Raw genomic sequence first — 24,613 nt, forward strand, 5'->3', positions numbered from 1 at the left:
CCGTCTCTCGCAAGTTGCAGAATTATTTTATGCGGCGTTCCGAGAGTCATTCGCCAGTCGGGCGGCTCTCATCTCTTCCAGAAGCGCCTTTTGCGTCTCGTGAAGAGCACGGGTTTCCTCCAGCAGATCGACCAGAGTAAGCCTTGCGCATTCGCCTTGGATCAGGAGGTTCGTCAACGTACCTTCTGCCGTTGCATTTCCTTCTACAAGCGTCAGGCCATTAAAGAGGCTTGCATTATAGAGGTCGCGAACATCCGCAGCACGCATCTGGGGCTTTGGTTTTTTTCCGAAGAATTCCAACACCTTAACCTCCTGCAAAAAATTCGACATTAATTTCCGTTTCTAAATATATGTCAAATCCCCAATCATATCAAGGATTTTAGGTCGCTCACGAGTTAAAGTCCTCACTCAGCAGCAGCCAAAAGCGCCCCTGTATTCAAAGTCGCCGCTCGAATGGAATTGTTGCGAAGAGCTGTACGCCTTGCCACACGCAAAGGCTGGTCAATCAAGACACCAAACGCCGCCATTGCCAGCTCGCTATCCGTTGCCGACAACCCTGCGCTGGAAATGCTATCCGCGTAGCGCGCCTTCAGCGCATCCTCCAATTGGTCGATCTCGCGGTTTACCGAGATAGCGCCGCTGCTGCTGTCTAGCGCGGCGAGGCTTTCGACAATTGCAGCATCGAGCTGCCCCTGCGAAACGATGCCGCTTTCCAGCATATTTTTCAGGGTTTCAGCCACAACCTCGATAGGCGTATCAGCCTTTGGCTTGCTCCTTCTAAACCGCTCATCGCGGATCACACTTGAAAGCGTCGTAAGAATATCACGGAGCAGAACCGCAATGCCGTCACGATCCTTATGGTCGAGATATCGCCTCGTCGGATCAGCCTGCGTAAATGACCACTCTTTGATGCCTTCCGCGCTCAGCTCCTCAAGCATCTTCTCTTGGCGATCACGCTTGCGAATTGCTTCTATCGATTCAGGATCACGAGATTTTACCGGCACAAAATGGTTTAGCCGCCATTCTGTGACTTCAGGGACCCCACCGGTATAGAAAGCGGTATAGCGGATCGTCCGGCTCTCACCACGTCGAATCCGACCTTCCCGCGTCTGCGTGCCTACGATCAAATGGAATTGGCCGTCTTGCTGCCCTGCGATGTCGGCATATTTGATCACGTCCTCTTCTTCGTAACTGACCTCATCACTCAAACGGGTGGTCTTGAAGGCAGCGCGCTGATCAACCTTCATCCCTCTCGAAACAGGGGTCATCACTTTGGATCCCCACCCCCGGATCAGCTTAAATGTGTTGCTGTCTTCGCCCCCGACGAAACGGCCAATATGCCTCAACGTGGTATTCTGAAGCGTCTCTTGGGCTTCCTGCGGGGAGGCTTTTTCGAGAGAGTCGGGCGTCTGCATACCGAACGTGCATGAAACCCCAAAAGAGCGGGCTTGCGCAGCGGCGACAGAAAATCCCTCGACAACATAATATCCGTACTCATCGAAAATGAGCGGATAGGGCATGTTCGATTTGCTAGGTGATGCGTCCACAATACTGCGGCGGTCGCCCTCAAGCGGCTTATGGAGCAGGTTGCCGAGAACCTGTTTCACAGCCGCAACCGTGATCTTTCCAAGAGCCGCTGTGCTTGGTGGAGCTTTTTCGAGCGAGGGGATCATTACAAACACTATGCGACGGTTCAGGAAAACGTCGCTCATGTTGATTTCACCGACCTGCGCGTTAAACACATGCCCGAAGGAATAGGTCAGCATCGCAGCGGGTTCCGACAGGCTCATCGTCATGTAACCCCACTGTCGGTACACCTCGGCACGAGAAGTTTCGTTCGCTTGGTTCTGATCGCCGCCGCCCGTGCCTCCCGCGAGCTTTCGATAGCTTTCTATCATTTCTCGGGAGAGCGCTTCGACCTCGTTTTCGCCAGACAGGAGCGCCATCGCAATCTTCGTATCGTTGGCGTCGATCATGGGAGGCGGCTCTTTCGGCATGACCTGGCTATAGCCCGGCAGATCGAGAAGAACCTGCTCCAAGCTCTGGCAAGCCTGCTTCAACCGAAGAAAATCTTCATGCTTGCCTTCATCCGGCAGGCTGACTACGCGGCCGTGCTTGTCCCTGAAGCGGCCAAACCATACGAGGTTTTCAACGTTATTAAGCTGGAAAAACTCTGTCAGCAGTCGCGGATTGTAGTCAACATATCCCCGCTCTTGAAGGAAAGTCAGAGGCCGGGGAAGCGCCTTGTTGAGCTGCATAGCTCGCTGCGCGAACACGCTGTTCGATCCTTCTGCTGGCGGAATGAATGTTTCCATCAGCGTGCTTTTCTGGTCAGATGACCCCATCGAAAAGGGGTTGAAAGTGTTGGTCAACTTGACTTCGGAATGGCCGTAAAAATCCTTCGCGCCCATCATGAAGTTGAGGGTGAGAAAGTCCTCATCCCTACCGAAAAGGCGGGTGATTTTCTTCAGTGAGTTGAGGGTATCGGCCGATGCCTTACCGTCAACCATAATCGCACCGCTGTTCAGGCAAAGGGCATTGAACACAAGTCCAAATATCTCTTCGGACTTACCGGAACCGGTGCCGCCAAGAACCATTCTGTGGGTCTGGATGTCTTTCGCGGCAGACCACACCTCCTGACCAGAGTACGCCCCCCGGCCTACTCCGTGGTAAATGACGCCAGCGCCAACGTCGCCTGTAGACTTGTCTTTGAAGCCCTTTTTGCCGAGGTCCATCGGAACCCGGTAAGGGGCATCCCACAACTTACGGGCATAGCTCCCCTGTGACAGAGCGAGGAATACCGCGCCAATCGCCAGAAGTTCCGGCCAGAATGGTGCCCAAGACAAGAGCAGAGCTATGACAGCCAAGCCAAAATAGGGCTTGAGAACGTCAGCGGGATCGTTGTGGCAATCCTTCACCCATTCGGTGAGGCTTTTCCTCCTTTCGCGCCGGGAGGATAAGCGAACAACGTCTGTATGCTCGACGCCTTCAAACTCTCTCGTGCGCTTCGCCATTCAACTACTTCCCTGTGCCACCAAGGCGACGGGGCGGATTGCTCCCTCCGTTGCCAAGGCCCCCGCGAGGCTGGTTCCGCATCCGGGCAATCTGACTGCCAGTTCCGGCCAACGACCCACGCCCGCCGATGGCAATCTGCGATGCTGCCGCAGCAGCAGGATTTCCAAGCATCCCTTCGCCGCGCTGCGCTTGCGATCCGAGGAACCGGCTCATACCTGCCTCGACGCCATCCATCACGGCATCCCCAACGCCGTCGATCAGGCCGCAGCAGATGGAAACCAGCGCTACCGCCGCCGAGGCGTAGATCATGAACCCGCCGATTGCCAACGCGATATTGCCCAACTGCCCCCCGGCGCTGACCGGTCCAGCATAAGCCATGGCCGCATATGCGTTTCGTGTGAGGATGTTGAGGAAATCCAGCCCCACGCGCATGAGCATCATGCAGAAGATAAGTCCGATGATGATGAGAGCCGGGCGCACCAGCAATGCCAGCAGCACCATCAACGCTCGCGCGATGCTCGTCCCCTGCAAACCACCTTGCCGGTTTGGGTAGAACATTTGCATCAGCCAGAACGGCGCTGTGATGATCGTCTGTACCGCCAAGATCAACCACGAGAGTGCGGCGAGAAAGAAGTAGATCAGCGGCATGTACGGCACGACCACAGCCAGCAGAAAGCCGATGGCGACCAATAGCCAGCCGAGGGGACCCACCATTTCAAGCAGCTTTCCTCCGATATACGCCAGTGGGTTCACCATCCCCACCGCCGATTCCGACGCAATTTCACCAGCTTTGGCAGCAGCGACGAGAGCGCCGCCGGCACCGAGCATCGCACCGCCCGTCGTTTGCAGTTGCGGGATAGGATCGGCCCAACCTTCTCCGTTCAGAGAGTTGCCTTCATTGTTCTGGCCCATCATGCCGAGCACCCAATCGGTCAGACGGCCCCAACCCATACCCGCACCGCGAATAGCCGCGATATCAGACGAGTTCGTCCCCAATCCGCTATCTCGGTTTGCGTTGTTCAAGAATGTGCCCGACATCTGATCGAGGTTGGCCATGTCCGACGAATACTGCTTGAAGAAGACTTCCAGTTCATTTGAACACGTTGATTTCCAGAAGGCCCACGAGCTGGAGACCACGCAGCCCCAAGCTGCCGCCAGATCGCGCGAGGCAGGAGTAGCAGAAACGGATATCCCCTTGCGGATGCCGTCGCGGGCAGAGGTCGCATTCACGAGAATACGCTGGTAGAGGACCGCATAGAACCAGCCGTTTCGATTAGAAGCAGACATTGCCTGCGCAGTTGTCTGGCGCAGCTCCGGTTCAGATTGCTGAAACTGAGTGTTGATGGCTTGCTTAGCCGCCGCCACAACCGTCGAGATAGACTGCCCAATAGCGTCCACTTCTGCCGGGCCGCGCTTCCGCATGCCATCTGCAGGGTACAGTATGTCAGTCAACCTCTGCGCTTCGGTATCGAGCGACGAGAGGATTGCATCGGCACCGGCCTTACCTGTTCGGGCAGCATATTTGCTGATTGTGCTGGCGATCTGGTTCTGGATGGCCATGTTGGAAGGATCAGCGTTCGCGTTCGCCTGAGCGTTCGGCACCGATTTTTCAATGGAATAGGTAGCCGTAACGCCGCCGCAAAGCCCAATGCTGTCATTCAGCGAAGCAGGAGCTTTGAAGTAGATGCTCCGTTGCGCAAATCCTTCTTGGGTGTCTCGTACCTCTGCCCCCGAAACAGGAGTAATCTGGCCGTTCGTCGTTGCCATACTGGCAAGACTTTTATTCAGCGAACGTTTGCAAAGCTCGCCGCCCACCCGCGCCTGCAACGCTTGGGTTATAGCAGTCCGCAGATCAGATTCGGTGCCATCCCCCCCGTCACTCCACCAGCCGCTCTCATTCAGGTTCGTGAACGTCTTGTTGACGGCATTGGCACTTGCCATTTTATCGCCAGCGATGCGCCACATCGAGTCCCCGAGGCCAGACGACCATACGGCCACCTGCATCGTGCCTATTTGCAACGCGCTGTATCCGTTGAAGGCCGGGAAGCAGAGGATCGCGCCCAAACCGGCTAAAACAAGCGTCCAGCTTGGGTTCATTGAACGACCACCGGCCTCGCCATCATTTGCCGTATCTTTAAGGGCCGCGAATATGAGGTAGGTGGCAACGACAGCGATGACAGCCAGCATCGCCCAATTCAATGTTGTGACGAGCTGCGCCAGAATATCGTTGGTGTTATCGCAGCTACCGCCAGACGGAGCCGCTTGACCACCCGGCACCCATAGGTAATCGAACGTGCAGCCAAGAATTCGCCGAAGGAATACGAGGCCCGCACTATAATCTTCGGGAGTGAAAAGCTCTGTAATATCCGGCCGCTCAGCCATTGTGTCCCCCTAAGACGTTAAATACTCATACGTGGTGTGGCCGCATTTCTAGGCTCAGCCGGGCGCGCTCGTGTCTTGCTATCAAGGTCAGACCTACTTGCCTGCACCACGGCCCTCATATTCGACATGAAGGTAGCAAGCTCGTCGCCAGTAGGCGTCAAACTTGGGGAACCGACGCTTGAAAGCGATCCCCCCATCTGTTCCATTGATTGCGTAGCCGCCACGTGGGCCTCAAATGCCCGCGCAAATATCTCTGCTGGTTCGGTCAGGTACGCCGCATACTGCGGAGAGATAAGGCCCTTTTCTTCCAGCGCCGAGACAATCCTTCTGGTGGATTGCGCGAATTTATGGGAGCGAACCTTTTCCAAGATAAAGTCTTTATCGCCAACATTGTGTATCTGGTGACCGATCTCGTGAATCAGGGCACCGGGCCGCGTCGGCACAATGTGAATTGCGTGAAGCTGAATATCTTCGTTGGCTCGATAAAGCGTTGCCGATCCACGGTCCAAGCCACCGGCCCGGCCCATATCAGGGGCAAAGAAAAACTTCACGGTTTCATCGCCGAAAAGGCGATCTCTCGGCATTCCAAAGGCTTTCGCCGCTGCCGACAGCGCTTGAGTAATACGTGCCTTGGCGTCAGTGGCAAGATCGAGCGACAATCCCTGTTGGACGGTAAAGGTGTTCGGGCCGAGATCGGGCGCACCCTTCGGCTGGAATTTCGCTCCATCATAGGCACGATAACTAATCCGTTCGCCCGCAGCCTCCACGAGCCGCCCGCGCAGCGATGAGGCAAGATCAACCTCCGCAAGACCGGTGGCATTGATAACCGAAACCTCGCGCGCAATGGCTTCCACCATTGCCTTGATTGACGTGTCGGCCGCGATCTGCGCCTCGCGCCCACCCGCATCCCATTCCATCAGGCTATCGAGCTTCTCTTGCCATCCATGCCGACCGGTAGAGACAGCTAGCAGAACCGTTCCCCATGTCTCGGCCGCGCGTAAAGGACCAACCTTGGCTACTAAGCGGTCATAAACCCCGAACGCGTCCCCCTCAAATGGCAGTTGCTTGGCGGCAGCGGCTCTTGCACCCATCACCGCATATGCATGCTGGATTGAACGGTTTATATGCTGCAAGAGGGGAACCGGCGCGTCGGCCGCAAAAGCGTTCAGCACCGCATCTGTGACCTCGCGGGAGGATCGAGCGGGAGGCGCAATGTTCGTTGGCGCCCGTGCTGTAACGCTCAGTGCCCCCATAATGCGCCCCTTGTCAAAGAATGCTTCCAGCCGGGTCACGACATCATTTAGCGAGCGCACATCGTTCATATGCTCATAGATCGCTGGGCGGCCATCGTTACCGCTCTGGATCATCGCCCATCTGCCTTCGTATGCCTTCTCAACAGCCGCAGGGCTAGGCTTATGCGCTAGCTCCAATCGGAGAAGATAGCGGCCCCCGCTCTGCCTCAAGGAAAGCGAGATGCCGGGGCCGAAATCGAACCACTTTTTCGCGTTCTGGTCCATCTCTCCTCACCTTTCATCGAAGCTGAACGGGTTGATCCCAAATCCTATGTCGCTAACGCGCCCGACCAATTCCTGCTCGTTTATGACGCCTGCCGGGGCAAACTTCGTTCCATCGTGCTTGACGAGGCAACATTTATCGAACTTCAGCTTCTCGCCGTTCTTGTCCTGTGCCTGCAACAAGGCACACGCCTCCATCTGAATCTCACCGGCCTTTTCTTTGCCGAAGGCCAGAGTGACCCGATAACCTGGCTGCACTGCCCCCTTCGGTTTCGGGGCTATAACGAAAAGCCAGAGTCCCGAATCCGGCCCATCACCTTTGAACCAAAGGACGCTGCGGCCGGGAGGAATAGCGTCACAGCCAATTCGCGCAATATACTCGCCGATTGGCATGCCGCCCGGCTCACCATCGATGAACGCCTCTTTTTCCGCTGCATATGCAGCATTCTTGAGGGTGATGTTCAGTGAGGTAGATTCCTCAACTGACAGCCTTTTCACCTGCGGCGAAGCCTCTTGCTTCGGCGTGGCGGCAACAGAAGGCTGCTCGAACGACGTTTCGCGCTCCGATCGCTCGAATTCCCCGATCTCATCCTCATCCGAGAACCCGACCTGATCTTTCGCCTGCTTCTCGATCATTGCAGCGCTCGGAGCATCGTCGTCATCTTCCACACTCGAATACGCATCAACCGTCATAGTCGCTCTCCGCATGTTTCGATCCGCTCGATGCAAGTCGCTCGTCAGCCAGCCTCTCCACGGCTTCCTGAATCTGCTTGGCGGCATAGAGCATCTTCGGCATTCGGCTGATCCGACCTAACGCCTCATTGATCGCCGCCTTCATCCTGTCTGGATTGAGCTGCACATCAGATTTGCGTCGAGCCTCTTCGTGCTTCGCCGCCGTTGCCAGCTCTGAAACGTAGATGTCCCGTGCAGCCGAGGGGCGCGAGGGATCATCTACCTCATAGGTAATTTCGATGTCGCCATCGCCGACCTCGAAATCCTGATCATCGAAATAGCCGTCGCTATCCGGGACAGCCACATCAACGTCTACTGTCGCTATCTCGTGGCTATCGTTGTGATCTGCGCGTTCGGCTGGCTTATTTCCTGTCAATTCGATCCCTGTGCCTCTGCTGCGAGCATTCCTGCAACGACCGCGGCCTTGCGAGCCTCTGACTCCGAATGGTAGGTGCGGAGGCGCATCGAAAGTGCCCGCAAGCGGTTAAGTTCGATCATCAGGCCACGCTCTGACTGCATCTGAAGAGCATTGGTCCATTTTTGATAGGCGGGACCACCGCCATAGTTGTCTATCAAGGCATCCATGGCCTGAAGGACGCTCCCCGCCCCATCTCCGTCCCCGCTGGCCTTATTCGACATCGCCGCGACCGCAGCCAACGAAACTAGCGCAGGCGAGCGCCAAGCCTCTGCCTCGCGCGCACGCAGCATCGAGAATTCACCTCCAACAGTGCCTGTCTCATTACCCGTGGGCTTCTCCACCGCAAAACCAGCGAGCTGCTGGATTACTTTTCGCTTATCCTCTTCCGAGGCATTTACATCGAGCAACAACGAGGCGTCCGTCGAGCGCGGATCTCGCCGGTCAGCCGCCTGCTGCGCGACACTCGGAACAGATCCCGGCGATACGTCGATCTGCTTGTAAACACGCGAGGTTGAGCTACCGGTGCCATCAATAGCGCCCGTCACCTTCTGCAAAAACGCCACTTGGGCGCATGCATTGGGTCCTTGCCCTGTCTCATACGAGTAGTTTTCCTTGATCGCGACCAAACGCTCGCGCCGCATCTGCTCAGTTACGGTATTTGCGTAAGCCTCTTGGCTCTTCTTGGTGGCCTGCTGCAACCTTTGCCCTTCGCCGGAAGTTTGCCGGTTGAGCACCTTGAGCGCTGCGAGGACCTGTTCCAGCGTCTCGGAGCCAGCTTTGGCGACATCATTTTCCAAAATCTGCGTTTCTTGGATCAGATGCTTTTCGACTTGCTCGTGGGTGGCAATCCATCCAGTGCTAATCGCACACCATGCCGCAGCGGCCGAATTAGCGCCAAGCAGCATGCTACCGCCGAGAACAACTGAACCGAGAACAAAACGCTTATGCTTTTTCATCGGACAGCTCCTATTGAAGACCGGCGCGGCGCTGGCCAGCGCCTACAGAGACAACGCCCTCGTTGCCGTTGAACACAGCTCGGTTAACCCGAGACAGGGCATAGGAAGACAGCGCCAGTTCCGTTCTCGCATTGTCTTTGACCTGAAAAGCCATCAGAGCGATGTTTGCGGCTTCAATCCGAACAGCGTCGAGCAGCGTGGCTCTCAGCGGCTTGTCGGCGCTGGCCTGCGCCCACTTCACCCCACCATCGTCACCTGTCCAATGCTTCATCAGCTCGGCCAGCTTTTCTCTCGGGCCACCCGGCTCATTTTCGGCAGCGATGGACGACAAAACGTTCACCACGACCGAACGACGAACATCGTTCCTGTTCTTTTCGAAGGTCTGCAAATCGCCTGCCACACCGCCACCGGCTTGCTTCTCAATCGGGGGTCCGGCAACGAAATTGATATACTCTGCCGCCGCCGAGCTGTTGCCGCTGAATATAGCTTCGGCATCAAAGTTCGAGCCGCTTTGCGCCAATGACGCCCAATCCTTCGGGGACCCATATTGGCCCGGCTTGAAATAGGTGCCATTACGATAGGACGCGGCTTTCCCGGCCATTGCCATGTTTGCAGCATAGAAAGACTGGCTCTTTGTCTGCAAACCGCAACTGTCATAGCCCGTGACGCCATAGCGCTCTTTCGCATCGGCAATTTGATACGCCTGCCTCTGCGCAACATTTGCGCTTGCTGCCGCTTCAGCAGATTTCTTTACCACGGTAGAGGTTTGCTGACCCGATCCCGATTCCTGTTTCGTCAGGACCTTCAGCGCTGCCAACAGAAGCTGGCGTTGGCGCATCTCTTCCGTGATGAGCAACGTCTTCGATTTCACGATCTGCGTCGTCACAGCAGTATCGAGCTGTAGCGTCCGCTGGATTACATGCGCCTCAACAGCACATGTCACGGCAAACGCAGGGGACGAAATCCCCGCCATCGTAATCGCAGCGAGATAAAACGCCGCCTTTTTCTTCGAAATAACGGTCATTGCATATCGCCTCCCATACCCGACACCGCCACGCCCATCATTGTCGAACGGGACGCTGAAAGCGCCGCGCCGCGCATACGGGCATTCATCAATTCCAGACGATCCCCTACAACTTCAGCATTAGGCTTGATCGTCGGCAGTGGGGCGAGGACATCAATGTAGTCCGCAGCCGTCACGACTTCAGCGCCGCCATAATTTCTATTCACGAGAAACGGCGCTGCATTCGAATCCCCGGCGTTGCGCTCGCTTCGAACGGTCGATTGGCAGTATGTCGGGCCGAGGGCCGCACGCTCCTGATCGGTGCAGTAATGTCCGATCCTCTTAAGAAGCGAGTTCTTGATTGTCGCGGCCGCGTTTCCGCCGCTGCTCAGGTATTTCTGATCAGATGACCGGAAAGCGGTCAGCATCTTCTTTTCGGAATTATCGACACCTGAGAGACCCGACCTTGCATCCACAACAGCGCAGGATGTCTCACCTTGACCAGTTTCATACGAATATCGGTTTTTGATGTCGGCCATACGGAGCGCCTGCTCTTGCGCAAGTTCCGCATTCACCGCCGCCTCTTCCGATTTCTTGATCACGTGCTGTGTTTGGGATGCTGAGCTGGAGACTTGCCGGTCAACCGTTTTCAGGCCAGCCATGAAGCGCTCGAAACTAGTCGCCCATTCCATGATCGTTGCATTGGCAGCGCCCGGCATCGTCGTGCCAGCGAAAGCGATGCCAATCACCAGTGCGGTTGCTGCTTTTCGCATCGGATATCCCCTTTACTGCTGGAAGAGATTTCCGAACGGGTTGCTCGTGTTTCCGGTATTGCCGGTGGGCTGCGTTCCATTACCCACCGTGTTGTTTCCAGCCTGCACGGCAGGCGGGGTCATGATCGGCTGGTCGATGCCGTTGCCGGTGCTCATTGACGCCAGCGTGAAGTCATACTTTCCGATGCCAGGAATACTCGGAAGCTTCAGCTCTGTTACGCTATTCCCTGAACCGCCAAGCAGCTCATTCATCTGTCCTCCCATGACGGAATCGAACTGGTACATATTGTTGTTGATCTTCCCCACCACCTTCTGCAGTTGGTCATTGAGCACTTGGCAAACTTGCTGCTGAGCTTTCTGGATCAAACCATTGATCAACTGATCCGCCGCCCCGCCCAAGAAATCGAAGCTTGTGGGGATCAGGTTCGAGAGATCGAGGGAATCGAGCAGGTTTGAGCCAAGGCAGCTATTGGCCCCGTTAAAAAACTCGGAGCTATCCACTTTCGCTGCATCGAGAAGCGCTATCTGTCTCTGAACCGCTGCATCGGCCGCTTGAGTGATCCCGCATCCACCCGCACCTTGAGCGGAAGCCGGTGAGGCCGCAAAAATCGCCGCCGAAACTGCCAACCCTGCAAACGTCGCCTTCGTTGTGGCACGCATGTCCGTCTCTCTCCTGTTAGCCTCTTTCCCACGCGGCAAGAGCCGCCAAAGCAATTCTCAAATTTCTGACGGACAAAACCGCCGCGAGATGATCGGCACCATATGCCGCCGTCTTCTCGAAACCTTGGCCGGTGCGATCCTCGACCGCGAGCGGCTTGTACAGGTCAACGAGGACGGCACCTTTCAGCGGATTTACCGCCAGTTGAGTTCCGCTATCGGGGTTTGCGTTCTCTGGCACTCGCTCGACCTCTGAATTTCACTGTGAAATCAAAAAAAGATTTACTGCATAATGCGGCAATATCCAACCCCCCGCAGGCCGCATTGAGAGCAATCCCGCAGAGTTGAATAAGAACGGCCTGTCGGCAGGAAAAACGCTAAATACGGAACCTTTGGACGATTTTGATAAACCGCTCTTCGATTTTCGGAGCATCAAGGGGGATATTTTTCTCGGAGCAGAACTTTCGGAAGGCATTCGCCACAATATCTGCATCAGGGGTGACGCCTGTCGAATGCTCCCTAACCAGATCACGCCAATGGCTGAAATAAATCGATCCGCTTGCTGGAAATGCTACGGCTCCAATGGCCCGCCCACCTTCTCTGCGCGGCTCTGTTGTCTTCGATCTTTTATTTAAAAAATAAGATTCTGATTTCTGCCTAGTATTTTGTGTACCCCTTGCAGCGGAAACCGGGCGGTCAGACCGGTCCTTTTTTTGCATTCGCTCAAGTCGAGCGCGGCACCAGTTCACGACCTTGATCAAGCAAGCCTGAGCGGGCCGTATAATCGACGTTACACCCAACGTCTTCCCGCTCTCAACCACGATGAAACCGCTCGATTTCAGATGAGCCAAAGCCTGCTCGACTGATGATCGGCTGCACCCCGCCTTTTTAGCTATTGTCGCAATGGAAGCGTCACATCGCCCGCGCGCGAGGGCGCTAAGCTCGCAGATCGTGTGCAATACCGCTCGAAAACTGGCACGAGGAAGCTTCGCATAGATCTCGGCTACGTTTGCCCCGCTCTTTTCGAGCTTCGCTGAGAACCAACCCGCACTGATGTTACGAGTTCTCGCCTGCGCACGCCGTTCCTCCAAGGTAAGCCTCGAATGGATGGCCAAGGGTGTGCCCCATTTTACCGGTCGCGCTCTCCGGCCCGCCGAGAGTTCCGCCCGACGCTCATTCACCGCGCCGTAGACAGACTCCACAAACTCATCATCCAGTAGCCCGCGAGCGTGCGCACCGATGACAGCCTTGATGCAACTATCCAACGCCGAATGTGACCATGTATTTTTGACGTTAGATAGGATTGTTCGTTCGCTGAGTTGGCACGTCGCCAACGCTGAAGCACTCATCTTTCTCTCTTTCCGGTTAGCCGGAAACGCCGAGAAAAAAAGACAAAAAGACTTGCATTTCGCCCTGAAGGAATCTACCTTCTAGGGAGAACGGCGCTCGGCAAAAGCGTTCTTTTCTATCTTAGTTTTCGACCCCGGACGGGAGACCGTCTGGGGTTCGGCATTTCTGGGGTTAGCTTTCTAGTCCTTGACTGATTCCCTTTCCAAAATTTTTCACAATGAAACCCGACAGAAAAAGTATGTCAAACTTTTTAACGCCGGGTAACTCATTCTACACGGCTGCAACTGCTGGTGACGTGGCTCTCTCTGAGCGCACCGACATAGTAGCCTCCGTTTTTGCTCCCAAATGCTGACTGATCAGCTCACGGGAGAGATTCGCCACAACCTCATTGTACACGACCAGCGCGCCTTTGATGCCGATCATCCCATCAAGGGACTTATCGCTCGCCGCAGCGCATAGAATCGCGGCTACGTCCGACGCCGATGCGATCTCCTTCGCCACTGTCGAGTTGCGCACCACGGCCGTGCCAAGCTTGTTGCTCCAATCTGCGCAAAGCGCATCCTTGGATTTGTCGCAAACATCGTTCTTGGCTTTTACGATTACGCCGAAGGTCTTCCCACCGAAGGCAGCCAGCGCGCCTTTTTCGCTGAGTGACGCGGCGCACCTGGCTATCTCCTTTTGGTCCCAATAGACCCGGAAACCACTGGCCGCGTCAGACGCGCCCTCTCGAATTCGGATCGATGCGCCGGGAGTGAAAAGCTTTTGCGTCGAGTCCCCGAAAGGATCGGTGCCGACAAAAAGACCGGTATTGATCGCCCCTTGCTGCCGTACAGCTTTGACGATTTGCTCATGCATCTCTTGCAGCCGAGGCCGGATCAGATCGCGAACATGATCAATCGTAACCTTGCAGCCACCGTGGACCATCCTTGTGAGCATGTCACAGGCGATGTATTCCGCCCGCGCCTCGTCGTCTGCCTCGCTGATAATCCCCGTCATTCCTAAAAGGAGGCCGGAAACGGAAGCCACGTCAGCTTTCATGAAGCCGACACGGCTTGCCACGCTCGATGTCAATTGCTCGAGCACTTTCTTGTGCCCATCGCGCTTGAGCAAAAAGCAGTGCCGGATCGCGCCGCTTTCGTCCGTATACATTGCCTTTTCGCCCATTCGCTTCCCCGCGAGAGCCGAAACGGCGGCAAAAAGGTTGCCTTCAACAGCATATCGCGTCCGACTGACGCTCCCGCCCTGCACATTCTGGAACAGGGCCATCATCACGCTGTCTTCGGGACTGCCATCTCCCAAGAACGGCTTCCAGTGAAGACGTTCATAACCATTTCCGAAATCGGGGGATTTTCCCTTCGCTTCGGCTTCTTCCAGCGCCTGAGCGAGAGGTTGAGACCACATGGGCGCAATGGACCGGGCGAGGCCAATCCCGTCATCGTCCAGACGCGCACTCTTGAACGCCCATATCTTCGTGACGCCCTTAGCCTCAACTGTCGCTTGGTGTTCTTCGCGTAGGATCGCATAGACAGATGCCATCGGCATATCGATCAGGTGCTCCTCGCCGGGTACTGCGATCCGCACGCTCCACTCGCCAAGATTCAGGGGCTTCTCCTCGTTGAAGCGTACATCGGTGATCACGGCCGGGACACCGATCTCTCTATCGGTGTGATCTGTCCCGTCGATATAATCGACGGCGGCATTGAACAGCGTCGAATCTCGCAGCCTTGAGACCAGCTTGGGGTAAACCGTGACGATAGCGCCGGGTGCGAGTGTTGGTGCTATGTCGAGCAGGAAATCAAGCTTGTGCCCGGCATCGAGCACCATTTTCTCAAGCCCCTTGATTTCCTTTTCAGCATCGCGTGTCCATTGATTATCCCAAAACCCTTGGGCGACCTCCAATGGGTGTTCTGTCGCTCCAAGGCTGCGCAATTCGTCAGAGCGGTTCATCACACGGTCGAAAATCGGATCAGAGAAACGAATTTCCTGACCACTCGGCGCGAGGCTTTCCAGCCGCTCAACAACCGACATCTCGCGGCCAAGGGTTTGATCGATCATCCATCCCTTGCCCCGCGCTACCGCGTCCTCAACAGCCAGCACATCGATTGGCTTGATTGTCTCCTTGTAAGTCAGCTTGTTGAGCGCAAGGGGACGTTCGGACATGCGTGCTGATGCCGCGTTGCCACTTATCAGCGATGCCACTTCTTTCACCTGCGCCCGCCAGTCATATTCTCGCAGCCGCAGAGGATTTTCGCCGAGGGCGTCCAGCAAGGCCACGCGCATCTGAAAAGCGGTGTCCAGCTCGCCCATGATCGTGCGCTGCATGCCGGAAGGCAGCGCGATCATACGGCCCATCAGCTTCTCAGAATATTTCGTCTCGATATCGGATTCCGGGTCGATATCGAGCGTGACGGCAATATCCGGGTTATTCTTGAGATATTCGCGGCTGACAAATTGCCCCACCTCGTTGAGAAGGTCGAGCGTATCCTTAATGTTGGACTCGTTTTCACGGGTGGCCGTAGAAGCCGCTGTAAGCGAACGGTTCTTTCGGTTGAACAACTGCGCCAGACGATCCGAGCTGGCCAGCCCTTGCAGGGGCACCGTATAGAGCGGAGGATGAATTTGCCCGACACGATTGATGCGGCCGTCCATCTGGCGCTCCTGCGTCACATCGCCCTGCATCTGCGCCTTGATCATCTCCCGCTGCCGCACGTCGAAACCATTTGCGGGTGACGCCTGCGCCGACAGGCCCACAGCGGCCGACTGGTTCAGGATCAGAACATCCACACGACCGTTATTGAAGTCCGAAACAACATCGTGCTTAAGCGGCTTGGGCCGGGCGCTAATGACAAATCCGCCCCCATCTTCCGCTGGTCGCGACATAAAGGAACGGCCCGTGATTTCTCCCAATGATAACCCGTGCTTTTCGAGTGCCACGGCTAAGTCGTCGATCACGGTCATCGACAATAGGGAAAAGTCGGCCGCATCCACCCGCGCATTGAAATCAGCCAGCCAATCTTCGTATTCGTGAAGGCGAATTTCTGTGACCGCCCCGAATCCATTGCTTTCCTTAACGGTCAGCAACCGGTCAGCTACACGCTTGATCACATGCCCGAGGTGGGGCTTCTCAGGGAGGACATAGGCTGACCCCTTCATGATGCCCGCATTGTCGGCATCATCGAGGCCATCATTATCCCAATGGCTCGCGATCAGATCGCGCATCAACGTGTCGCCAGTATTGGCGACCGCCACCAGAGGCTTCCTGCCTTCGGCGATTGACTTCAGCACGAGGTCTTCCAAGAAAACCCCATTGATAGCCAGCGTCAGGTAGTTCGACAAATGATGGAACCGGGAGGCTGGTGATTGATAATGCACGCCGACCGAGCCTAGAGCACGGTCCCGTTCCGCACCCTCTGGCATCTGTTCGATGTCCTTTTTCAGCTCCTTTTGCCGATGCTGAGACCAATCTTTGACCTCGCGGCCGAGGGCCAGCAACTCGGACATCTTGTGCGCGAAAAGATCGACCTTTTCGAGTACCTGAGCAAAGCGAACCGGATCGACATCTTGCAGAGAAACAGTTTCGCGAGCGACTTCAGTGTTGTCGAGTTCACGCGCAATAAGCCCTCCCGACCGCGCCATCTCGTAAGAAAGCGCTTCCTGCAAAGCCAGCGGCTCTTTTTCGATCAGCTCCACCAGTCTGTCGGGCGGAATCCCGACATCCGGTAGCGCAGAGCCGTAGACGCGCAAATTCCGCGCACCCTTCAACGCCGTCCCTGACGCATATGCAACGGAACCACCTGCCGCTTTGACGCCCTCAACCAGTGCTGTCATCGAGAGACCGACGTTCGACCCCTCACCGGCTGCTCGATGAGCCTCGTCCATGATCAACAATGGTGGCTTGTCCTGCTTGCCAAGCCACTCCATGATCGCCGCAAGTTTCGCTTCCCTGCCCTGCGCGCCGAGCTGCGAATATGACGACAAGATCATGTTCATCGACGGATCAATCGTCTTTTCACGTTTGGCAGACGATGGCGATGCCCGGAAAACGAAACCCTCTCCACGTCGCCGCTCCCCCTGAAAATCGGGGTCAAGGATCGATGCATCCTTACTGCTGTTGACGATGTAGGGTTTGATAAACTGCGGCAGCTCATTGGCTGGCTTCCGCATTACCGTGGCCAGATCGCGCGCTACAAAATCCGTGAATAACGAGGCATTATCGGTGAAGAACAACACCGGCCGATCCTCTTTGAAGGCCGCACGGGCGAGCGCCGCGAGCTGACGGCCTTTCCCAACGCCCATCAGATCTCCGACAATAATGGATTCTGCCCGCAGCGCTTTATGAAGCGCAAGCCCTACACCATCGACCTGTCCAGCATGCAGCAAGCCTCCCAACTCGCTGACCTCAACGCCAAGGCTGTCTGCAACAAAATTATCTACCGGCCCGCGAACGCGCTCCAGCTCCGTGAGGGCAAGTGCGACCGGTTCTGCCAGCGCTTTTTGAATCTTGAGAACAGGGCCACCAACAAGGGAGGCGGACTCATACGTGACTTGGAACGGATCATTCTCAACAACCAAGTCATCGACCAGCACATCAGGCGAAACCACGAACTCGGCCTCGTCCTCCGACATCTCAAGTTCGTCTTCACTGACCGCCTCGAACACCGGTTCCTCGACACCTGGACCGACCGGGGGAACTGCCGGGACCAGAGCCGCCGGCACATCACCGTTGGGCGTCTCATCTGTCGTGATATCAGCGTCGTCAAAGTCGGGAGCTACGAACGTTCTAGCAACCCGGGTGTCTGGCGCCGAGCGCCGAGCCATAATCTCGTCCATGGCCAAACGTGCAGCATCGCCCCACGCGAATAGCTGATCAGTGGTATGGAGATATGGCAGCTCATCGGGGATTTTTTTCGCTCTCTCAGCGGAGAGCGGGTTTTCAAGCCGGGGGCCAAGGGCATAGACGATCACAGGGAACTCAGCGCCGGATTTCCGATAGAGCCTTCCGTCGAGCATGGCAGCGCCAGCAACCTCGAAGGTCGCATGGAGATAGTTGTTGAAGAAGCGTGTCGCTCCCTCAAGCTTGCCTTCGCCCATCATCTCACCCGGTAGAACTAGGAACGAGCGACCACTGTCCGCTCGCACCTGGTTCAACGCGTCATAGACGATCCGATGGTCAAGGCGTGAGATGGAGAGCGTGCGGCCCTCTCTATCAGCCACATTCTGTGCCTTGATCGCCTCAAAGGGTGGGTTTGCCAGAACGGCGTCAAACGCCATTCCTCCAAATCCACCTTCAGCGTTCACTTCGAAAGCTCGCGGCCTGATATTTACAAACGGTGCGCCCGCATCCTTCAGCACTCTTGTGCCACGTTCTGCGCGTGCCTTGTCCAGCTCAAAGCCTTCTATACGTGCTCCGGCCGCCGCAGCGCCGAGCGCCAGCGTTCCGTTTCCGGCCGTTGGCTCAAGCACCAATTCTCCCTCGCGGATGCGCAATATATCCTGTGCGACAGCCGAGATCGTAAGAGGCGTTGAATATTGCTGCAAACGCAGCCGTTGCGCATTTCGTTCGCCATGAGCGGCAGACCTATCAGTCAGCTCTCTGGCGACTTCACGGAAAGCCCCACCGCTGCGCACGAGGTTTGCAGCTTGGACCGCCAATGCGGCTTCAATTTCCTCCTGAAAGGCGAAAACGCTAAGGAAAGGAGACGCGTCATCGACAACTATATCCTTGTGCAACCGGGCTATCGATCCCCGGTCAAAGCTATCACCTTGCACGATAGCCAGTGCTACACCGGCCGCGCACCCTGCCAGCTCAGTTGTTCGAATCGCGCGTAGGAACCGATCACGATGCTCGCCTTTTTCACGACCGTTGCTGAAGCGGTCGTACTCGTAGTGGGCCTCATTCGCTTTGTTGACTGCTACTCGGCCCCCGATGGTTTCAAATACCTTTGAACCGGCGAGGTTAAGGCCGATCTGGCGCGGAGTGACCATATCACCCATGCCGGTGCCGCTCATGCACTCGTGAAAACGCTTGGACAAGAGCGCGCGGTCGGCAACATCGACGTTGAAATCATCGTCCCAAAGCCGCCTGATCGGAAGGCCGCAAGCAACCCACAAGTCGCTTGGATCGAGATCGCCGGGCGGTCTTACGACGAAAATCGTGGCTTCGCCCCTCGTAACCGTATTGAGAACGGGCACATTGCAATACTTCAGACCGCCCCGCACGCCGGTTGCCCGCACATCATCGGTCGTCGCAATCAAAAGATCGCCTGCATTGCCGTGCATGCGAGAAGCACGCGGTATATACGCGGCTCCGATGCCATCGACAGAAAGAATGGGGAGTGGAACGGAAGGCATACCTTAGCCCCGGCCCTAGAAGTCGCGACCCGGCGAGGCAAAACGCGCGGGCGGGCGACTTTGAAGCGAAGAGGAAGGCTTTTCTCCTCCAGCCGACAGCAACCTTTCATGCGCTCTAATCGCTTCCTTCGCAGGCGTCGGCGTGACCTCTGGCGCGGACTTTGGCAGTGCAGAATAGCTCGTAACTGCATACGCGGCCGGACGCTCTAAAGCCCCGCCGTCTGCACCGCGAATGGCTATTGCTATCGCCCCGGCGAAGGAACCCGAATGAAACAACTCTGGCCGCTTCAGCAGATTATCCATCGACTTCCGTACGATTGGCACCGTAAAGCCCGGTGTAAGGGCAACCGATGCCTCTCCGGACTTCACCACATCATAAATCCGTTGAACCGCTGCGCTGTCCTCGGGAGCGGCTTCGGACATCCGGTCGATGACGATCTGCGCCGAAACGCCAGTCGCCGCCGCAATTGCTGCCGCTGCCGCCGCTGAGTTGCTATCGAGCTGGCTACGTTTCAGCGTGTCACCAAAACCGTTCGACAATTGGAACTGCACGCCATTCCCGAGGTCAGCCTCAAAGCTTGCGCTCCGCATGTAGAACGCCTTGCTCTGCGCCTCGCCTTCTTCATTTTTCTCTGAAATCGTCACGATCACGGTTCGAGCCATAACGCCAGAACCAACCGGCGACCGAACGTCGAAAGCCTCTTTGACAGCGCGTTGAGCCTCATCCTTTGAGGAAGGTGACAGCAACACCGCCTTGTCTGGCTGGTAAACCTGTAGCCGCATCGAGCCATCGGAAAATTTCGAGAGTGACACCGTACCCGACATTGCTGCCTGAAACTCGGGATCGCTAACAAAGCCATATGCTGCTTGCGCGTAATACTGGCGATCACTGAAATCGAGCCGGGTATTGTTGAGCAAGATTACTCCGCCCGGCTTCACGCCTTGATCGTTTGTCCTATCGGCGAACTCGGATAGCTCTCTTCGATTGGCAAAGCGATCTTCCCATAGACGCACCCGCTCACGATCATCAACATCATTGCGGCCCTTCATCATGTTCGCCGCTCGCGCTGGTGACATGAGTTGGACGGTCAGCTCTTCGCCATTTTGAAGTTGAGTGCCCTTAACGGACGTTACACCGTCTTTTGAGGTGTATTCGCTCACACTGAGAGCGACGTTGCCGAGGGTGGCAGGCAATTTTGGACCAGCAAATTTCTTAGCACGTTCGGCCATGCTCTTCTCCAACCAACTAAATCACCGTCTGACAGACTCGCCAGCACTCACTGCGAAATAACAGACAGCAATCAAATTGATTGTCAAGCCGGACTCAAAAACACTGTCGAATCACCGACGAGGACGGACACGCCGAAACCCTACAGAGCAGCTAGTTTCCATGCATTGTCGAGGCCAATTGACAATGCATCTCTGTCGGAAAAAATCTCTCGTGTCGAATGGGCGACCACCTGACCGTAAGCTAAGGCAGTGGCCTTTCGCGCTTCTTCCGTCGCAAAGATCGTGGCTTTTGAAAAACGCACGTCGAACCAGCCACCTCGTTTTAAGTCCACGGAAAATAACGGTCTTTCGGTCGGCAGCATCCCGATTATTTTCCCGACATGTTCTGAGTGCCCCAAGACAATCGGCATTATGAAGCCGTCTTCCAGCCACAAGCCCGATGCAAAATCTGGAAATTCGGGTGCAGCCATCGCTTCACCAAGAAGCGCAGCGGCATCCGATCCGATCTTAGAGGCCGCGCGCTCGATGACGGCTTCATACAGCTCACGTTGCACATCGAACGGGTTGGGACATTTTGCTAATCGGGTAGCCACAACATCCGCAAACGCACCTTCGACAACGAATCGCGTTAGCTGCGAGACTGTGAACTCAGTACGTTGATCTGGTGCGCTCAAACCTTGTACCTACCTTGGAACAGTTTCATGATCACTTGCCGCTCGATCATGTCACGAGGCGTATAACCTTTACGGGACGCATAGGCCGCGAGCGCGATGTAGACGACCCAAAAAATGACGAATGGCCAAAGGAGGGGTAGCTTTGTGAACTGCCACACCATCCCCGTCGCGATCCCCGAGGGGATAAGCAGCATCACTGAACCATGAAGCCCTAAAACCCCATTGATCGGCTCGCCCGTCCAGCGCCACCCATCACCGGAAAAACTTACCCGCTCTTCATCAGCCATTCCGATCTCCTATGAACTGGTTGCATGAATAGGGCCAGCAGCGGATTTGCCCGACATCCAAATGTGTGAAGCGGGAATACACCCCTACACCGCCGCCTTTAAAAGTCATCGCCGCGATAGCCAGTGATCGAGGCGGATATCCCGGCACTTTCAGGTCAGCGGCAAGCCCACCCATATGAAGAGAGTTTCTAGCCGCAGTTTCTATGGCCGCATTATGCCGGGGCGTGCGATAACCGCTTGTGAGGATAAAAGGCAGCATCGAACCATGGATCATCGCCATCGTTGACTGAACCGACGACACGAAGTCGAACAGCGACGGCTCGATCCAGAGCGCCTTATCGTCATCCTTCACATCTCGCCAGAACCACGATAATTCCGCGACCGCGCGACGGTCCAGCTCGCCGTTGAACCGGTATCTAGCCGCGATGCTCTCACCCGTTGCCTCACGGTAGAGCTGTAGTGACCCAAAACCAGAAGTGCGAGGATCTGTTTCGGGCGCAGCCTTCTCGACTTCTTTTGTGAATGCCCGATCCTCGGCATCATCAGCCGACGGCGCGAACGGTATCCTGTCCTTCTTATCGACCGCACCCTCTTCGGCCGCAAAGGCTGTCGCCCCCACGGCCCACGCGCTCGAAAACGCCCCTACGAGGAATGAGCGACGATCCAGCATCTGTCAAAGTATCCGCTCTGAGCTGCTATAGCCGTAGCGCTTGAGCGCCAGTATTGCAGCCTCTTCCGAGATATTGCCGGATTTAAACTGTTCCGCGACAGTCGTCTTCATCGGCTTGCCTGATCCGCCGCGCGACATGAGGTCGTAGAGAAAGGCACGAGAGCCGAGAAAACCAACTTTCGTAAGTTCCTGCCGCGCGTCGTCATTGAGTACCACCCACTCCCGCAGGCAGACACGACCTCCTTTGGTATCTCTCACCAGTACCTGGCTGACGATCATATGAGTTGTCGCCACCGCCATCTCGAATGCTTGGCTCTGCATTTCACGCGGAAATTTGCCAACAATACGCTGGATCGCCAAAGCCGCAGTGTTTGAGTGAACCGTGGTATAGACCGCGTGCCCCGTGTTCGCCGCCTCTTGGGCTGCGGCCATTGTCTGATAGTCGCGCTGCTCGCCAACCACGATCAGTCGCGGCACGCGGCGCATCGCTTCTTCAATCCCCATTTCAAAACTGCTGAAATGCGTCGGGATTTCTGATTGCGCTATTACGCAGCGGTGAGACTGAATTGAATCAAACGTGAACTCAATAGGCTGCTCAAGCGTAACGATGTTGCCTTCAATGGGCGTTTCTTCTTCCATCACTCGCCGAAGAAGCCCTGCAAACGTTGTCGTCTTCCCCGATCCGGTCGGGCCAGACAAAATTACAGACCCCATCTCAGGCGTCGATTCCGCGATAATGTCTTCCTCAAGCTGGATGTCTCGAACGGTGGGCGGATGTTCGGGAATATAGCGCAGCACCATTTGCCCCCCGAGCGAGGCCCCGAAAGCGCAAGCGGTCACGTTCGCTCGAAAACGGTAGACTTTAGGCTCGCCATGCTCATCGCGATCCCCGAAATCACGAGCGTCGATCCGCTTATTGAATGACCGCGCCCCGGCAAGCCGCGTCTCGACATCACCACCCGAGCCGCTGATGTGTTTTGCAGCCCGCATGAAGTCCGTAGTGTCGTATGTCCACTCGGTCAGAGCGATCAGCGAGCCGAGCTTGTTCATCAAGATTGGGGAGCCAGTCTGGAAAATGACATCCTGACAGCCATTTCGCGCAGCGTAGCAGAGGATGCGCATAACATCCTCGCCAGTCTCAGTCATGCGAAAGCTTTGCGACAGATCGCGTTTACCCGACCATAGGCCAATCACCTGCGCATACTGCTGGTCCATCATTTGCCCTTCGCGATTGGCACCGGCACGTTGCGCATCGTCACATCAGCAGACCCCACAGGGAACGCATCCACACCGGCCTTGCCTCGGAATGTCGGCGAGACGACGATCTTGATCGTCTTACTTCCGCGAAGCGCTACGCGGCCGTCACGGCTGATCTGAAGAGCCTTGCTCTTTTGAGAAGCGATAGGCATCGAAATTGCGCCTCGGGATGCCAGATCATGGTAACGGGCCATTCCCTCGTAATCACGCCGCATGCGCCGTTCAGCTTCTTCAAAATAAGACCGAGCCTCGGCAATTCCAATTGACTGGCCTTCCTTGTACCCGCTTTGCCAAGCTGTGCTGTCCTCTTTAGAATGAGGACGCAGGTCGATGCCATTCTCAGGATCGGACTGCATGAACAGGTACGTGCGCCATGAAGGAGCCTGCGCTGTCACTCGCGCAGGAGTGACGATTTCAAACCTTCCAAGCGTTAACTCAAGAATCTGAGGACCATTCTTTTCAACGCGGCTGTTCGTGAGCACGACAACTGGCGGGACAATATGATCGTTGATCATAAGTGAGGGAAAAGGATAGGTGCGGTCCAACCAGCCCGCCATCTTATTGAGGGAGGCGTTAATCCGCTGAGCCTCCTGCGCATAACCGTCTCTGATACCGGCAGTGCGAGCAGTCTTCCTGACCATCTCTTTTCGGGCGGGACCCTGCCCCCCGAGACCGGAACCGGGCGGGACTTGTGGTCCACGTCTATCAGGCGTTTGACCACGCATATAAACTGAAGGATCGACAACCACATTCGACCCTGCTCCTGTAGGTGCTTGCAGCATCTGACCGGACGCAGGATCGCGGATGACGCTCTGGCCAGCCATCCCCGGCTGGTTCAGCATAACGCCCTGTTGCTGGCCCGGATATGCGCCGGGATAACCACCGGGATAAACGCCGGGATAAACGCCGGGATAACCAACTGCCGGATAACCGGGATAACCCATAGGATACATATTAGGATAAGCAACCGGGGGCTGATATCCGCCGGGATAGGCAGTCACCTGATTGGGATACACATTCTGTCGTACCGGCAGAGTGTCCTCTTGCGCATGCGCTAGGGAAACCCCTGTCATCAATATTGCCGCCGCAAAAGCGCCGTTCATGCGAACCATCTGATAGTGCCTCCTAGAAAATCAACCAAGGCAACATTCCCCGGTGGATCGCCCAAGCCTCGCTTGGCAGTTGCAATGCTCTTTTTCTCAAACCCGATTCGAGCAAACCGCGCTATCGCTGCCGCACGTTTCTCAACCGGTAGAGATAGAAGATGAGCGGATAGCTTCTCTTCCAATATCGTCAGGGGGAGCACGATCCCGGCTTCTCCTGATGTCTCATCATCCATTTGTA

At 56.1% G+C, this 24,613-nt stretch carries 20 protein-coding genes; 1 reads left to right on the plus strand and 19 read right to left on the minus strand.

Going from position 1 to position 24,613, the window contains the following annotated elements; translation table 11 throughout:
- Positions 1–27 precede the first annotated feature (27 nt).
- From EXZ48_RS27025 to EXZ48_RS27070, 10 genes are all read right to left on the minus strand, one after another.
- Positions 28–303, minus strand: a complete 276-nt coding sequence (locus EXZ48_RS27025; protein ID WP_130519733.1) for a hypothetical protein — start codon at positions 301–303, stop codon at positions 28–30.
- 101 nt (positions 304–404) lie between these two features.
- Positions 405–3,014 carry a hypothetical protein gene (locus EXZ48_RS27030; protein ID WP_130519735.1) on the minus strand — a complete coding sequence of 870 codons (2,610 nt, stop codon included), beginning with the start codon at positions 3,012–3,014 and terminating at the stop codon, positions 405–407.
- Between the two features lie 4 nt (positions 3,015–3,018).
- Complete coding sequence (locus EXZ48_RS27035; RefSeq protein WP_130519737.1) at positions 3,019–5,397, minus strand: DotA/TraY family protein; 2,379 nt, start codon at positions 5,395–5,397, stop codon at positions 3,019–3,021.
- A gap of 17 nt (positions 5,398–5,414) precedes the next feature.
- A complete protein-coding gene (locus tag EXZ48_RS27040) occupies positions 5,415–6,914 on the minus strand; it encodes a hypothetical protein (protein WP_130519739.1) in 1,500 nt (499 codons plus the stop codon).
- Between the two features lie 6 nt (positions 6,915–6,920).
- Positions 6,921–7,604 (minus strand): hypothetical protein, encoded by a 684-nt coding sequence (locus EXZ48_RS27045; RefSeq protein ID WP_130519741.1) that lies wholly within the window; start codon positions 7,602–7,604, stop codon positions 6,921–6,923.
- Positions 7,594–8,019, minus strand: a complete 426-nt coding sequence (locus EXZ48_RS27050; protein ID WP_130519743.1) for a hypothetical protein — start codon at positions 8,017–8,019, stop codon at positions 7,594–7,596. Before EXZ48_RS27050 ends, EXZ48_RS27045 begins: the two co-directional genes overlap by 11 nt.
- On the minus strand, positions 8,016–9,017 hold the full coding sequence (locus EXZ48_RS27055; protein WP_130519745.1) for a hypothetical protein: 1,002 nt from the start codon (positions 9,015–9,017) through the stop codon (positions 8,016–8,018). The genes EXZ48_RS27050 and EXZ48_RS27055 overlap by 4 nt, the downstream gene beginning before the upstream one ends.
- A gap of 10 nt (positions 9,018–9,027) precedes the next feature.
- Complete coding sequence (locus EXZ48_RS27060; protein WP_130519748.1) at positions 9,028–10,041, minus strand: hypothetical protein; 1,014 nt, start codon at positions 10,039–10,041, stop codon at positions 9,028–9,030.
- Positions 10,038–10,793 (minus strand): hypothetical protein, encoded by a 756-nt coding sequence (locus EXZ48_RS27065; protein ID WP_130519750.1) that lies wholly within the window; start codon positions 10,791–10,793, stop codon positions 10,038–10,040. The genes EXZ48_RS27060 and EXZ48_RS27065 overlap by 4 nt, the downstream gene beginning before the upstream one ends.
- Positions 10,794–10,805: 12 nt before the next feature.
- On the minus strand, positions 10,806–11,453 hold the full coding sequence (locus EXZ48_RS27070; RefSeq protein ID WP_130519752.1) for a hypothetical protein: 648 nt from the start codon (positions 11,451–11,453) through the stop codon (positions 10,806–10,808).
- Between EXZ48_RS27070 and EXZ48_RS27075 the strand changes: the two genes are divergently transcribed.
- Positions 11,452–11,706 carry a hypothetical protein gene (locus tag EXZ48_RS27075; RefSeq protein WP_130519754.1) on the plus strand — a complete coding sequence of 85 codons (255 nt, stop codon included), beginning with the start codon at positions 11,452–11,454 and terminating at the stop codon, positions 11,704–11,706. The two genes, EXZ48_RS27070 and EXZ48_RS27075, sit on opposite strands and share 2 nt — an antisense overlap.
- A gap of 121 nt (positions 11,707–11,827) precedes the next feature.
- Here EXZ48_RS27075 and EXZ48_RS27080 read toward each other — a convergent pair whose 3' ends face one another.
- The 9 genes from EXZ48_RS27080 to EXZ48_RS27120 form a co-directional block, all read right to left on the minus strand.
- Positions 11,828–12,799 carry a helix-turn-helix domain-containing protein gene (locus tag EXZ48_RS27080; protein WP_130519756.1) on the minus strand — a complete coding sequence of 324 codons (972 nt, stop codon included), beginning with the start codon at positions 12,797–12,799 and terminating at the stop codon, positions 11,828–11,830.
- A gap of 271 nt (positions 12,800–13,070) precedes the next feature.
- The gene (locus EXZ48_RS27085; protein WP_165909440.1) at positions 13,071–19,079 is read right to left on the minus strand and encodes a strawberry notch-like NTP hydrolase domain-containing protein; all 6,009 of its coding nucleotides are present in this window, start codon (positions 19,077–19,079) and stop codon (positions 13,071–13,073) included.
- A gap of 87 nt (positions 19,080–19,166) precedes the next feature.
- The gene (locus EXZ48_RS27090) at positions 19,167–20,381 is read right to left on the minus strand and encodes a hypothetical protein (protein WP_130519760.1); all 1,215 of its coding nucleotides are present in this window, start codon (positions 20,379–20,381) and stop codon (positions 19,167–19,169) included.
- Positions 20,382–20,521: 140 nt separating this feature from the next.
- The gene (locus EXZ48_RS27095) at positions 20,522–21,055 is read right to left on the minus strand and encodes a hypothetical protein (protein WP_130519762.1); all 534 of its coding nucleotides are present in this window, start codon (positions 21,053–21,055) and stop codon (positions 20,522–20,524) included.
- Positions 21,052–21,342, minus strand: a complete 291-nt coding sequence (locus tag EXZ48_RS27100; protein WP_130519764.1) for a hypothetical protein — start codon at positions 21,340–21,342, stop codon at positions 21,052–21,054. The genes EXZ48_RS27095 and EXZ48_RS27100 overlap by 4 nt, the downstream gene beginning before the upstream one ends.
- Positions 21,335–22,012 (minus strand): DUF882 domain-containing protein, encoded by a 678-nt coding sequence (locus EXZ48_RS27105; protein ID WP_130519766.1) that lies wholly within the window; start codon positions 22,010–22,012, stop codon positions 21,335–21,337. Before EXZ48_RS27105 ends, EXZ48_RS27100 begins: the two co-directional genes overlap by 8 nt.
- 3 nt (positions 22,013–22,015) lie before the next feature.
- Positions 22,016–23,230: a type IV pilus twitching motility protein PilT gene (locus EXZ48_RS27110; RefSeq protein ID WP_130519768.1), complete on the minus strand. Its 1,215-nt coding sequence runs from the start codon at positions 23,228–23,230 to the stop codon at positions 22,016–22,018.
- Positions 23,227–24,381, minus strand: a complete 1,155-nt coding sequence (locus tag EXZ48_RS27115; RefSeq protein WP_130519770.1) for a type IV secretory system conjugative DNA transfer family protein — start codon at positions 24,379–24,381, stop codon at positions 23,227–23,229. The genes EXZ48_RS27110 and EXZ48_RS27115 overlap by 4 nt, the downstream gene beginning before the upstream one ends.
- Positions 24,369–24,608: a hypothetical protein gene (locus EXZ48_RS27120; protein WP_130519772.1), complete on the minus strand. Its 240-nt coding sequence runs from the start codon at positions 24,606–24,608 to the stop codon at positions 24,369–24,371. Before EXZ48_RS27120 ends, EXZ48_RS27115 begins: the two co-directional genes overlap by 13 nt.
- Between the last annotated feature and the right edge of the window lie 5 nt (positions 24,609–24,613).

The organism is Shinella sp. JR1-6 (assembly GCF_004284735.1).
Taxonomy (GTDB): Bacteria; Pseudomonadota; Alphaproteobacteria; order Rhizobiales; family Rhizobiaceae; genus Shinella.

Excerpts from the sequence above, each read along its gene's own strand:
- EXZ48_RS27100 (WP_130519764.1), bottom strand. The coding sequence starts at position 21,342 with ATGGCTGATGAAGAGCGGGTAAGTTTTTCCGGTGATGGGTGGCGCTGG.
- EXZ48_RS27055 (WP_130519745.1), bottom strand. The coding sequence starts at position 9,017 with ATGAAAAAGCATAAGCGTTTTGTTCTCGGTTCAGTTGTTCTCGGCGGT.
- EXZ48_RS27115 (WP_130519770.1), bottom strand. The coding sequence starts at position 24,381 with ATGGTTCGCATGAACGGCGCTTTTGCGGCGGCAATATTGATGACAGGG.
- EXZ48_RS27110 (WP_130519768.1), bottom strand. The coding sequence starts at position 23,230 with ATGATGGACCAGCAGTATGCGCAGGTGATTGGCCTATGGTCGGGTAAA.
- EXZ48_RS27030 (WP_130519735.1), bottom strand. The coding sequence starts at position 3,014 with ATGGCGAAGCGCACGAGAGAGTTTGAAGGCGTCGAGCATACAGACGTT.
- EXZ48_RS27060 (WP_130519748.1), bottom strand. The coding sequence starts at position 10,041 with ATGACCGTTATTTCGAAGAAAAAGGCGGCGTTTTATCTCGCTGCGATT.
- EXZ48_RS27105 (WP_130519766.1), bottom strand. The coding sequence starts at position 22,012 with ATGCTGGATCGTCGCTCATTCCTCGTAGGGGCGTTTTCGAGCGCGTGG.
- EXZ48_RS27080 (WP_130519756.1), bottom strand. The coding sequence starts at position 12,799 with ATGAGTGCTTCAGCGTTGGCGACGTGCCAACTCAGCGAACGAACAATC.
- EXZ48_RS27075 (WP_130519754.1), top strand. The coding sequence starts at position 11,452 with ATGTCCGTCTCTCTCCTGTTAGCCTCTTTCCCACGCGGCAAGAGCCGC.
- EXZ48_RS27065 (WP_130519750.1), bottom strand. The coding sequence starts at position 10,793 with ATGCGAAAAGCAGCAACCGCACTGGTGATTGGCATCGCTTTCGCTGGC.
- EXZ48_RS27120 (WP_130519772.1), bottom strand. The coding sequence starts at position 24,608 with ATGGATGATGAGACATCAGGAGAAGCCGGGATCGTGCTCCCCCTGACG.
- EXZ48_RS27040 (WP_130519739.1), bottom strand. The coding sequence starts at position 6,914 with ATGGACCAGAACGCGAAAAAGTGGTTCGATTTCGGCCCCGGCATCTCG.
- EXZ48_RS27070 (WP_130519752.1), bottom strand. The coding sequence starts at position 11,453 with ATGCGTGCCACAACGAAGGCGACGTTTGCAGGGTTGGCAGTTTCGGCG.
- EXZ48_RS27045 (WP_130519741.1), bottom strand. The coding sequence starts at position 7,604 with ATGACGGTTGATGCGTATTCGAGTGTGGAAGATGACGACGATGCTCCG.
- EXZ48_RS27085 (WP_165909440.1), bottom strand. The coding sequence starts at position 19,079 with ATGCACGGCAATGCAGGCGATCTTTTGATTGCGACGACCGATGATGTG.
- EXZ48_RS27035 (WP_130519737.1), bottom strand. The coding sequence starts at position 5,397 with ATGGCTGAGCGGCCGGATATTACAGAGCTTTTCACTCCCGAAGATTAT.
- EXZ48_RS27090 (WP_130519760.1), bottom strand. The coding sequence starts at position 20,381 with ATGGCCGAACGTGCTAAGAAATTTGCTGGTCCAAAATTGCCTGCCACC.